At 47.1% G+C, this 12,236-nt stretch carries 10 protein-coding genes; 4 read left to right on the top strand and 6 right to left on the bottom strand.

Annotated features, from left to right (window positions below; genetic code table 11):
* Positions 1-36: 36 nt before the first annotated feature.
* From HZF10_RS14030 to HZF10_RS14015, 4 genes are all read right to left on the bottom strand, one after another.
* Entirely contained in the window at positions 37-1,962 is a 1,926-nt protein-coding gene (locus tag HZF10_RS14030) for a tetratricopeptide repeat-containing sensor histidine kinase (RefSeq protein WP_176006851.1), read from the bottom strand.
* Positions 1,963-2,119: 157 nt separating this feature from the next.
* Positions 2,120-2,542, bottom strand: coding sequence for an SRPBCC family protein (locus tag HZF10_RS14025; RefSeq protein ID WP_176006850.1), 423 nt, complete (start codon positions 2,540-2,542; stop codon positions 2,120-2,122).
* 208 nt (positions 2,543-2,750) lie between these two features.
* On the bottom strand, positions 2,751-3,254 hold the full coding sequence (locus HZF10_RS14020) for an SRPBCC family protein (RefSeq protein WP_176006849.1): 504 nt from the start codon (positions 3,252-3,254) through the stop codon (positions 2,751-2,753).
* A gap of 10 nt (positions 3,255-3,264) precedes the next feature.
* On the bottom strand, positions 3,265-3,711 hold the full coding sequence (locus HZF10_RS14015; protein ID WP_176006848.1) for an SRPBCC family protein: 447 nt from the start codon (positions 3,709-3,711) through the stop codon (positions 3,265-3,267).
* Between the two features lie 90 nt (positions 3,712-3,801).
* On the opposite strand from HZF10_RS14015, the gene HZF10_RS14010 reads away from it, so the two are divergent.
* Both HZF10_RS14010 and HZF10_RS14005 read left to right on the top strand, forming a co-directional pair.
* Positions 3,802-4,116 (top strand): DUF6660 family protein, encoded by a 315-nt coding sequence (locus tag HZF10_RS14010; protein ID WP_176006847.1) that lies wholly within the window; start codon positions 3,802-3,804, stop codon positions 4,114-4,116.
* A 49-nt stretch (positions 4,117-4,165) separates the two neighbouring features.
* Positions 4,166-6,130 carry a TonB-dependent receptor plug domain-containing protein gene (locus HZF10_RS14005; protein ID WP_176006846.1) on the top strand — a complete coding sequence of 655 codons (1,965 nt, stop codon included), beginning with the start codon at positions 4,166-4,168 and terminating at the stop codon, positions 6,128-6,130.
* Between the two features lie 4 nt (positions 6,131-6,134).
* On the opposite strand, the gene HZF10_RS14000 is transcribed toward HZF10_RS14005, so the two are convergent.
* Positions 6,135-8,555 (bottom strand): T9SS type A sorting domain-containing protein, encoded by a 2,421-nt coding sequence (locus tag HZF10_RS14000; protein ID WP_176006845.1) that lies wholly within the window; start codon positions 8,553-8,555, stop codon positions 6,135-6,137.
* A 122-nt stretch (positions 8,556-8,677) separates the two neighbouring features.
* On the opposite strand from HZF10_RS14000, the gene HZF10_RS13995 reads away from it, so the two are divergent.
* Together HZF10_RS13995 and HZF10_RS13990 are read left to right on the top strand one after the other, a co-directional pair.
* Positions 8,678-10,729 carry a CotH kinase family protein gene (locus HZF10_RS13995; RefSeq protein ID WP_246282601.1) on the top strand — a complete coding sequence of 684 codons (2,052 nt, stop codon included), beginning with the start codon at positions 8,678-8,680 and terminating at the stop codon, positions 10,727-10,729.
* Positions 10,730-11,719, top strand: a complete 990-nt coding sequence (locus HZF10_RS13990) for an ion channel (RefSeq protein ID WP_176006844.1) — start codon at positions 10,730-10,732, stop codon at positions 11,717-11,719.
* Here HZF10_RS13990 and HZF10_RS13985 read toward each other — a convergent pair.
* Positions 11,694-12,230 (bottom strand): YceI family protein, encoded by a 537-nt coding sequence (locus HZF10_RS13985; RefSeq protein ID WP_176006843.1) that lies wholly within the window; start codon positions 12,228-12,230, stop codon positions 11,694-11,696. The genes HZF10_RS13990 and HZF10_RS13985 overlap by 26 nt on opposite strands.
* Positions 12,231-12,236: the final 6 nt, after the last annotated feature.

The following is a 12,236-nucleotide window of genomic DNA, read 5'->3' as shown; positions in this document are numbered from 1 at the left end:
TTTATTTTCATTTTTTATTGGGCGCGCCGGTCCAAATCACGGCATATACTGTATCGGCAATCGCAATGTGACTTTCGTTCCGGTTTTTCCGTTTTCGTCTATTTCGGCAATGTCGATCTGTGCCGATTTCGCCGTTGTCGATTCCATGATCTCCAATCGCTTTTTGGTGATGTCGAGCGCCATCGATTTGTGGGCCGTAACCGAATTCTCCTTCAATTGGCGCGAATGCGAGATGCCGATGCCGTCGTCTGTGATCGTACACAAAAGCTGGCCGTTCTCGACATCGAAGTCAACCAGGATGCGTCCGTTTCCTTCTTTTGGCACCATGCCGTGCAAAATGGCATTCTCGACGAACGGCTGCACGAGCAAAGGCGGCAATCCCATGTTGAATTCCACTTTTTCGCTCGAGCGGATCTCGAAATCGAATTTGTTGTGGAAGCGCAATTGCTCGAGTTCGAGATAATTTTGCAGGCTCTCGATTTCCTTGTCGATCGGAATCAGCGAACCTTTCGAGTATTCGAGCGTGAGCCGCATCAGTTTCGAGAATTTCGATAGATAGCGCAAGGCCGAATCGGTCCCGTTCTGTACGATGAAACTCGAGATCGAACCCAAACAGTTGAACACAAAATGCGGATTCATCTGCAAATGCAGCGCTTTCTGTTCGTATTCGGCCACTTCTTTTTGCAAGGTCAGACGGCGTTTTACCTGACGTCGGTTGTAAATGACCACGATAAGTCCGATGAGCAGCAACGCGACCAAAGCCGACAGTAATAAAAGTTGCGTTTGCCGTTTGTTCTGTTCCTTGAGCAGCGCTTCTTTTTTCTGGTATTCGAAATTCATCTCGGCAAGCGCAAATTTCCGTGTGCTTTCCTGATTGAAGATGCTGTCTCGCAACGTTACGTACTTTTTGTAATGCGACAAGGCTTCAGGCGGTTTGCCAAGATCTTCATATAGGTCGCTCAACAATTTTTCGGAATGGTATTGTTGGTTCAGAATTCCGATTTCGGAAGCGTAATCGAGTGATTTTTGTGCGAATATCAACGCTTTTTCAGGTTGTGTGCGATACAATCTGCCCAAATTGTACAACGCGAGCGAAGCCCCGAATTTATTCTGCATGTTTTCGTAGGTGAGCACCGATTTGTTGTAATACTCGGCGGCTTTCCCGACATCTCCCGTCTTGGCGTAATAATCGCCCCAATAATTGTAGAGCAATGCAAAGCCGCGCTGGTTGTCGGTTTCGGCAAACAGTTTTTCCGCTTTTCGGTAAAAATCGGCTGCTTTTTTAGGATCGTTCTTCTCGAAATGGATAACGCCTATGTTCATGAGCGTTACGGCCGCGGCCTGCTCGCCGGTTTCCTGTTGCAACCCGAAAGCTTTCTGCAGGTATTCGAGTGCTTTTTCCTTGTTGCTTTGCGATTTGTAGACGATGGCGATATTGTTGTACGCGCGCGACATCATCGGTTTGTTGGCCGTTTCGGTAAATAGTTGCAGCGCCTTTTGGTAATCGGCGAGCGAGCGCGCGTAATCGCTTTGTTCCGACAGCACGACGGCCGAACTCGCAAACGCACGTCCGAGCGAATTCTTGACCTGGATATCGTCCGAATCGTCTTCGAGCAATTGCGAAAACACCGATTGCGCATCGCGGAACAAGTCGAGCGCCTTTTTGTAATCGCCCGAAATGATGTGGGCGTTGCCGCGGTTCAAAAGGGCCGAGGCCGTTCCGAAATCGTAATGGGCTTTTCTCGAGAGCGATTCGGCTTTGACCGCATAAAATGTGGCCGAATCCGGATTGCTTTCGCGGTACAGGTTCGCAAGATGGTTGTAAGCGTTGACACGTGCCGTATCCACTTTCGCCGAACGCACGATGCGCTTGAGGCTGTCGGCGGCCGAAGTTTGGGCCAATCCGACGACCGGCACAGCGTACGCAAGGGTGATGATCAGGTTATGGATTTTGGTTTTCAAAGCTTGTTCAGAATTAACTGAAGCAAATATAGAGTAAGCTTTTGTACGGTTGTCGGGCGATGATTATTCCCGAGGTATGACTTATTATTCCACGGGAATGGATTTTTCGGCCATAAAAAAGCCCGCGAATGCGAGGCCTCGATTGGTTTTTTTAGCGTCAGTTGGCTTCCGTATAATTTTTGAAATTGTCAAGGATCGCCTGCCAACCCTGGCGTTGGAATTCGGGATCGTGTACGTTTTCAGGATCGAATGTCTCGACAATGGCTACCGCATCGCCTTCGTTTTCGAATTGCACGTCTACTTTTCGGCCGTCGCTCATTTCATAAGCGATGGTTTTGTTTGGGATGACTTCGGTATACGTTCCGCCGAAATCGAAGCTGAACGAACCGTCCTTGGCTGCCATAGTGAAAGAGAATTGGCCGCCGGTGCGCAAATCGTTTTCGGCTTTCGGCGTATGCCAGTCGGGAGAAGGCGTATTCCAATTCATGACATGTTCGGGTTCCGACCAGAATTTCCAGACTTTTTCGATAGGTGCGTTTACGGTTGTTTTGATCGTGATGGCTGGTTTAAGCGTTTCCATGATTTTTCGTTTTATGTTGATAAGGCAAAGATAGCGGCCGGTTTTATGTGCGACGAATTGCAAAAACGACAATTCGCGGGTGCGATTGCGAAATGTGTTTGTTTTGCTTTTGTGGTGGTTTCGGAAATACTGCGTTGAGTGAAATGAGGGTTTAGACCTAACAGGTTTCCAAAACCTGTTAGGTCTAAGGTCGTAAATTCGGGTTACTTCACCTTACAGTTTTTCTGTAGAAATTGTTAAATCTCGTTTTCGCGATGTGCCGTGACTTCTTCGGAAACTTATCCAAAATCAGGTTCAGGTTTATATCGTGTTCGAGCCATGCTTTCAGTCCGTCGACGACCGTCGTGTAACCACCCGTAGAATCACGGATTACCGCAATCAAGTCGTCTGCTTGCTCGGTGAATCCGTAATGTTTGATGTCGATATAGGTCGAACCGTCCGATAATTCGCTGAAATTGAAATCGACGTTCGTTTGAGGTTCGCCCCAACGGATCGCGATTTTCTGGTTCGGAACGATTTCGACGGCTTCCACTTTGGTCGAGACGCCATACATTTCCCATTCCCAAACCACGGTTTTGCCGGTTTCTAGTTTTCCGCTCGATTTTGTGAACCAGAAATTGACGGTGACTTCGGGATCGATAAAAGCGTTGAATACTTCCGCAATGGGTTTGCGGATTTTCATTTGCGCTCCGGCGTATGTCGTATTATCCATATTTTATTATTTATTGCTTATTTACGAAGTCGGCGAGAGCGTTGGTGAAATACGTCCAGCCTTCGTTGAAATTCGCCATCGACAATTCGGGATATTTTTGAGGTTCGAACGATTCGAGCGCTTTGAACGTAAGTTTGAGGTGGGTCTTGTCGCCATTCGGTTCAAGTTCGAACGTGAGCAATCCGTTTCCGGGATAATCGGGATAGTTCCATTCGTACGATAATTTGCGTTGGTCGAGCGCTTCGGTCACCGTCCATTTGTGCTGATAATGGTTTCCGCTTTCGGGATGTACGACATCGAATTGCGTGACGAATCCGACCTGCGGTTTGAAATCTTCCATCATCGGAAAATACCATTGCACCATTTTGTCTTTATCGGAAATCGCCTGCCACACTTTTTGGATGGGTGCGTCGAGTGCCAAATCGTATATAAGCGGTTCTTTTTCGGAAATATCCATGTCGAATTGTTTTCTTCCTTAAAGGTAGCGATTGAATGACTTGTGTCAGAATTTTTTCGTCCCTAATCGAAAACGACTTACTTTTACGGCATGCGATTCCTGATTGTGCTTTTCGGTGTTTATATCTCGCTGCTGTCTGTCATGCCTTGCCACGACAGTGTGGAGTGCAATGAAACCCGTGCCGAACGCGTGACCGATCATCGCAACCACGCTTCGGACGAAGAGCAATGCCCGCCGTTTTGCACCTGCGCGTGCTGCGGCGTCCAGATCGCACAATTCGAGCCGGTGCATGCGATTCTCCAAAATCGGGAAATCGAAATGCCGAAGCAAAAACCTTCATTTTACGCGTTCGCACTTCCGAACGAAATCTGCCGTTCCATCTGGCAACCGCCCAAAATAAGTTAAGTACTCGACCTTTTTAAAGGAAACAGATTCTTAACTTATAATATCCACCATGAAAAAATACATTCTGGCGGCGATTTTCTCGCTGTCGATTTTCGTGGCATGGGCGCAGGAACCGGTACAGGATTCCACACAAAACGAGGAACTCGACGAAATCGTGATCCAATCGACGCGCACCAGCCGCACCATTAAAAATACACCCACGCGTGTCGAAACCATAGACGCCGAAGAACTCGAGGAAAAAGCCAACATGCGTCCCGCGAACGTGTCGATGGTCTTGCATGAAAGCACGGGCATTCAGGTTCAGCAAACCTCGGCGACTTCGGCCAATTCGAGTATCCGCATACAAGGCCTCGACGGACGGTATTCGCAGCTTTTGAAAGACGGGTATCCGAATTTCGGCAATTTCGCGAGCGGGCTCAGCATTCTCGAAATCCCGCCTCTCGATTTGAAACAAGTCGAAGTGATCAAAGGTCCGGCTTCGACTTTGTACGGAGGAGGCGCGATTGCGGGCGTCGTGAACTTCGTTTCAAAGAATCCGTCGGCGAAAGGTGAAAACAACTTCTTGATCAACCAATCACATGTAGGTCAAACGAATTTCGGATTCTATTCATCCAAAAAAGGATCGAAATTCGGCTATACGTTGCTCGCCTTGGGAAATTTGCAGAACGAATACGATGTTGATGACGACGGTTTTTCTGAACTGCCCGATTCGCGCAATTTCACCGTAAATCCGCGGTTGTTCTACTATCCGGACGAAAACACTTATGTGATGCTCGGCAACAGTTTTACCGCCGGACGCAATTTCGGAGGCGACATGCGCGTGATCGACGGTTTTTCGGATGCGGATCACGTCTATTACGAGAAAAATAACACGATCCGCAACACGACGACTTTCGAATTCGAGCGCAAAAACGAAAACGGAAACAGTTTCAAGGTCAAGCAAAGCCTGAGTTTTTTCGATCGCGAGATCCAAATCCCGAATTTCGTGTTCGCCGGATTGAACACGAACAGCTTCACCGACGTTTCCTACGCGTCCAAGAAAGGTAAACATTCGCTTATCGGCGGCGTGAACCTGATTTATGACAAGTTCTGGCAGAAAGAGAATTATTCGGCCGTCGATCTGGGCAACCGTTCGTTCACTTCGGGGATTTATGCCCAGGATACTTGGGACGTTTCCGAAAAAATCATTGCGGAAGCCGGATTGCGTCTCGATAACATCCAGTTCAAGAACGTCAATTTTAACGAAAACAGAACGTTTGCGCTTCCGCGGATTTCGTTGCTGTACAAAGCGACGCCCGATCTGTCGATGCGTCTCGGAGGCGGTCTCGGCTACAAAATCCCGACCGTGTTCACCGAACAGACCGAGAGCGTGCAATACCGCAACGTACTTGCGCTCGCCGACGTGAAAACCGAGCGCTCGATCGGCGGGACTTTCGATTTGAATTACCGAAAGCGTTTCGGCGATCTGGCCATCAGTGCGAACCAGATGTTTTTCTACACAAGGCTCGACAATCCGCTGGTTTTGCAGCAAAGCGGTGATGAGTTGTTTTTTATGAGTTCTGATGAGGCCATGAATTCCAAAGGCTTCGAAACGAATCTCAAATTCATTTTCCGCGACGATTTCAAGTTGTTCGCCGGATACACGTTCACCGATGCCAAAGCCGATTATTTGTCGGGCAACAACACACTTCCGCTTACGGCGAAGAACCGTGTGAACCTCGTGTTGTTGTACGAGAAACACGAGAATTTCAAGTTCGGGCTCGAAGGCTATTTTACCGACAGGCAATACGTATACGACGGGACGGCAACGCCTTCGTATTGGGAATTCGGGTTTTCGGCCGAGAAAGCGTTCGGCAAATTCAGCGTGTACGTGAATCTTGAAAACTTTACCGACGAGCGCCAAAGCAATTACAAAAGCGTCGTCAACGGGCCGCGTACGAACCCGACTTTCGACGACATCTGGAACCATACGGAAGGCTTCGTGTTCAGCGGCGGAGTGAAGTATAAATTATAATTGTTTATTGTTTGATAATTTTTTTGATGTGGGTCTTTCCTGAATATTTAATCATTAAATAATAAACTCCAGACGCGACATGCTGCATTTCAGATATTTTATTGATGTCAGATTGCAACCTTAAATCACATATTTTGTGAGCTGCGGAATCATAAATGCTGGCCTGAACATCTTGCCCCGGGACATCAGGTAGCTTAACCTCGAAGTTGTCCCGGACAGGGTTCGGGTTTATCATCACATTTTGTGTTTGTGGTTGGTCAACTCCCATACTTCCGGTCACTATTATTTCCAGACTGAAATAAGAACTTTGTCCGTTTTCATTAACGTATTTTGCCGAAAGGATGTGGGTTCCGGGGGAGATCCAATGAATCGAAATGCGATTTTCATCTGTTGAAGAAATATAACCACCAGACGATAACTGCCATTCTACATCGGCAAAGGGATTGAATGGAACGATATATTGTAAAGTTTGGTCTGTTTGAGAAGAGTTCTCACCAATTATAACTGATGATTCGGGAACAAATTGGGATAGACGGACCATTCCAGAGTCGTTCGCAAATACAAGTTCGTCTGTTTCCGGATCATAATCCAATGTAGAATTGGAATCAATGTAAGAGATGAAATTATTATAATGCATCCATGTTTGACCAGCATCATAACTCCATGTAGCTCCACCTGCACACCATTTTTGAGGGGTTATCAAGTACAATTGGTAGAAATTGTTTCCGTTAGGCAACGTTCCCATCGGGTAAGGAGAGGTCGTATTTTCAACGAGGTCAATCTTGAAAGCGCTGGCACCCACCGATTCTTTAACGATTGCGAAATCATCCGAATAAGCTATTAAATACTGGGTGTTATTTCCTGGGATAGTTGCTATGGTTTGCCACGATTGCCCCCAATCTTGTGAGCGGTAGAGTACGTGGCCCAATACATTTTGGTTATATTCGAAAAGATACATTGTACCAGCTGCGTCAAAATGAAACTTCGCTCCTACGGATATGTAAACGGGCGCGAGAATTTGCGTCCAGTCTACACCGTGATTGGTAGAATAGTATACTTTATTTCCGAATCCGTTGTAAAACAATGTGTTGTTGTCAATTTGTGTCATGCGTTCAGGATTGGTAGGAAGGTCAATGAAAAGTTCATCTATTTCATGTGACGTCCAGCTTTGTCCCGCATCGGTCGATTCGACGAAATTTCCGACCCAGGAATTCGAGCCTTGAGTCATGTAAGACATGTAATTATCTTTGACTCTTAAGAATGTACCGGAGGACGTGGGGACGCTAATCATAGGATGCCAGGCAGCACCATTTGATTCACTTTCAAAAATGCGAAAACTTCCCGTCTGATTCATGTCGTCCATACCACCATAAAACAAACGACCGCTTTCGGTTTTAAAACCTCTTAATCCAAATCCTCCTGCCGGAAAAAATGAAGATTCAAGAGAACTCCAATTTAAACCTCCATTATTAGTAGATAAAATTTCGGAACCTTGCCAGTCATTACCTCCCCTTCTTGTGGTAACGGCAAAATCCTCGTCTAGGAAATGCGTTATGCAGCTGGGCGTCATCAAAGGGAAAGGCACGCTTTGGATTGTGTTGGAAATAAGGTCGTATTTTATCAGACTACTCACATCATTTACAAACCCCGGAACCAACAATATGTTGTTCTTTATCGAAAAGTCATATAAGTCGAGGTACACATTATTTGCAGGAGTAAGCCCATTTAAAATTGTCCAGGTTGAGCCTTGGTCGTAAGATGCATACATCTTATTAGTTGTGGTAAAAGCGCACAAAATACCATTTTCTGCTACTTGTATTTGCCATACTATGTTGGCAGGGAAAGTGACGTTCGTCCATGTTGATCCGCCATCTGTGGTTTTTTGTAAAGGATAATGCTGAAGAGTAAAACCAACTGTAGGGGAAATGAATTTTACCCCGAAAGTGCCTGAATTGACGTTGTTATTTATAAGATTCCAACTTTGGCCCCCATCCACCGTTTTTGCTAGAAATGTAGCTCCCGACGGGGTTAATTCCCCTGAAATAAAACCGATATTTTCGCTGACAAAACTAATAAAAAGGACCTTTTCGTTACCAGTAAAACCGAGAGTAGACAAGGTCCAAGTTAAGCCCTTGTCAAGTGTGCGGTAAAAATTGCCATGATGGGTGAAGATAATGGCTCTGTTGTCACTTATTTTTTCGGCTTCCCATTGGGATTCGTGAGCATCTACAAGGGATAGGCATTTTATCCAATTTGCTCCTCCGTCCGAAGTTGATATGATAGTTCCTTCACCATAAGAAAAACCGTGGTTTTCATCGAAGAAAAATGACTCCCGCAACTTAGGGCACAACATTTCTGATGCTGTCCAGATTTGGGCCGTTAATGATTGAACGAATAGTAATAAGAAAAGTGTAATTTTTTTCATGCTTGAATGCTTTGGTATAAAAATAGCAAATTTGACTTTGATGTAATCACATTTTTTAAGACGCCCAAATCACGATTTGTTTACTTTCTGTTTACATTTGCGTACCACCTAAAAATCTAGAAATGAACGACCCTTACACCAACTTAAGGCGATTGGCGCTGGTTTTGTTTTTGGCCGTATGGCCGATGGGCAACGTTTCGGCCCAAAACTTTACCGACAGCAACCTTCCGATCGTCATCATCAACACCGACATCAATCCGAATACGGGACAACCTACAGAGATTCCCGACGATCCGCGTGTATTGGCTACCATGAAAATCATTAAACATCCCGACGGTTCGCGCAATTATATGACCGACCAGAACAATGCGGCTTATTTGAATTACAACGGCCGTATCAACATTGAAATCCGCGGTTCCACGTCTCAATTGCTCGAAAAAAAGCCCTACGGATTGACGACGTTGCTCGCCGACAATGTCTCGAACAACAACGTGAGTCTTTTGGGAATGCCCAGTGAGAACGATTGGGTTTTGAACAGTTTCGCTTTCGACGAATCGCTGATACGCGACTATATTTCGTACAATCTCGCACGCGCCATGGGCAATTACGCGCCTCGCATCCAATATTGCGAAGTGGTCGTCAACGGTGACTACCGCGGGCTTTATCTGCTTCAGGAAAAAGTAAAATCGGATTCGAACCGCGTGAACATCGTCAAGATTACCGATGCCGACAACGCAATGCCGAATCTTACGGGCGGTTACATCACCAAAGCCGACAAGACTACCGGAGACGATCCCGTGGCCTGGAACATGGCGTCGTATAACGGAGACGTGGCCTACATTCACGATTTGCCCAAACCCGAAGACGTTACGGCGGCACAGGACACGTATATCCATGGGCAATTCTCGTCGTTGCAGCTCGTCGCCGGAGCGGGAAATTCAACGATAACGAATGGTTTTCCATCGAAAATCGACATTCCGACTTTTGTCGATTATATGATCAGCAGCGAATTGGCGTCGAATGTGGATTCCTATCAGTTCAGTACGTATTTCCACAAGGATAGAGGCGGAAAATTACGCGCCGGCCCAATCTGGGATTACAACCTTACGTACGGCAACGATTTGGGAGAACCGAGTCGCAGCGGATACGATGTGTGGCAATTCGACAACGACGACAACACGGGTTCGAAATTCTGGAAAGACCTATTCGACAACCCGACTTTCAAATGCTACCTTTCAAAGCGTTTCCACGATTTGACCCAACCGGGCCAACCGTTGCGCCACCAAAGTCTCGTGGCGTTGATCGATGAAACGGTCGCGTTGATTTCGGAAGCCGAAGCGCGCGAGGACCAACGCTGGAATTCCATTTGGAACTGGACGGCCGAAATCGACGACCTCAAGACCTGGCTGAATTCGAGAATCACTTGGATGACGAACCATTTAGGAGCGTATACGGCTTGCAGCAACGTGGCCGTTCCGCAATTGGTGATCAACCGCATCAACTACAACCCGAGTACTTCGAGCCAGTTTCCGGTGAGCAATGACCAGGAATTCATCGAAATCAAAAACGCGGGAAGCACGACCGTGACGTTGACCGGAATTTACTTCAGCCAACTTGGGATTTCGTACCAATTCCCGAACAATTCCACGCTTGCTGCCGGTCAAAGCGCGTATATCGCAAGCAATATGACCACGTTCCAAAGTCGTTACGGATTCGCGGCTTTCGGACAATTCACACGAAATTTATCGAACAACAGCCAGAAATTGATGCTGTCCGACGCCTGGGGAAATGTGATCGATCTTGTCGAATACGACGACGAATCGCCTTGGCCAAATGCCGACGGAAACGGTTCGTATCTGCAACTTATCAGTACTTCTCTCGACAACAGCCTGGCATCGAGTTGGATGGCGTCTTCGGCCAGTTTGGGGACACAAGATTTCGCAATCGCTTCTTTGGTGTTGTATCCGAACCCGGTTAGGAATATCTTTACGGTGAATTCGTCGGCAAGGATAGATGGCGTTCAGGTTTTTGACAGCCTCGGACGTATCGTCAAAAGCACGACAGCCAATTCCGAAACCGTCGAAGTGGATGCCAACGATCTGGTGCAAGGCGTCTATCTCGTGAAAATCACGTCGGGCCACGCATCCAAAACCGTTTCAATAGTCAAGCAATAAATGGCTTTTTTTTCTAAAATAAATTCGAAGGCTAGGGCAACCGAAAGTTCGGGTTACGGCACGAATCCCGAAAATTACGGCGGGCGTTTCATCAATAAAGACGGATCGTCGAACGTGTCCAAACGAGGCGCGTCGTATATGAACCGCATCAGTTGGTTCCATACGATGCTCGACATGCCGACGTGGAAATTCCTGTTCGTGCTTTTCGTTTTCTATACCGGAATTAATTTCGTATTCGCTTGTCTGTATTACGCGATCGGAATCGAATATCTCGACGGCATCGACCACACAGGCCCCGAATGGCTGCAGTTCGGGAAGGCGTATTTCTTTTCGGCCCAAACGTTTACGACGGTCGGTTACGGCCACATCAGCCCGAACGGTTTTTTGACGAGCGCATTGGCCGCCACCGAAGCGTTGACCGGACTTTTGAGTTTCGCGATCGCTACCGGATTGTTTTACGGGCGTTTCAGCAAACCGCGCGCTTTCATCAAATTCGCCGACAAAGCGCTGATCTCGCCTTATCGCGACGCAACGGGCTTTATGGTGCGTCTCACGCCTTACAAAAACACAAACCTGCTCGACGCCGAAGCACGCATGACGCTTGGGATGGGCGTAGAGGAAGACGGGGAAATCGTGAACAGGTTCTATACGCTCGATCTGCAACTGCACAACATCAACGCGCTCACCTTGAGTTGGACGCTCGTGCATCCGATTACCGAGGACAGCCCGTTCTACGGCTTTACGAAAGAAGATTTCGACAGGTTGGAAGGCGAGGTGATCGTATACATCAAAGCGTTCGATGACATGTTCAGCGCAACCGTCGCCACGCGTACGTCGTATACGTTCGACGAAATCGTGTACGGAGCGAAATTCGACATCATGTATTCCGAAAATGAATCGAATACGCGTACGATTTTGCACCTCGACAAACTCAATTCGTATAAAAAAGTGGATATGGAAGCGGTTACTTCAGCACAAATTCTGAAGTGATTTCTACCGTTTTGGCGATTTTGTCTTTCACGACACTTGGAATCTCTATGCCGAAATCCTGAGGTGAAACTTTGAAAACAGCCTTGATTTCGGTGCCGCCTTCCACCTTTCGGATTTTAGCGACCGTCGTGACTTCTTTGGTTTTTCCGTGCATTTCAAGAATGCCTTTCATCGTGAAATCCTGCGCACTTCCGCTAAGCGCGCGGTAGTTGAACTTTTCGATATTTCCTTTGAAAGTGGCTTTAGGAAATTTGTCGCTTTCCATGTAGTTTTCGTTGTAATGCTCTTCCATGAGCGCGACCTTGAATCGGAACGACTTCTGCAACGCCAGACACGCGATGTCTCCGTTGGTCGTATTGACGATGCACGTGGCCGAAGTGGTCGTGGCCTTGATTTCCTCTAAGGCGGTCGACGCCTCGAATGTGATTTTCCCCGTTTTGGTCAGGATTTTGTCTTGTGCGAGCGATGCGGTGGATGCACAAATCAGCAATAGTAAAACTAGTTTTTTCATGGCGTA

It is taken from the genome of Flavobacterium agri (assembly GCF_013401995.1).
Classification (GTDB): domain Bacteria; phylum Bacteroidota; class Bacteroidia; order Flavobacteriales; family Flavobacteriaceae; genus Flavobacterium; species Flavobacterium agri.
Note: the sequence above shows the minus strand (reverse complement) of the source record. Positions and strands in the feature narration are given on the sequence as shown.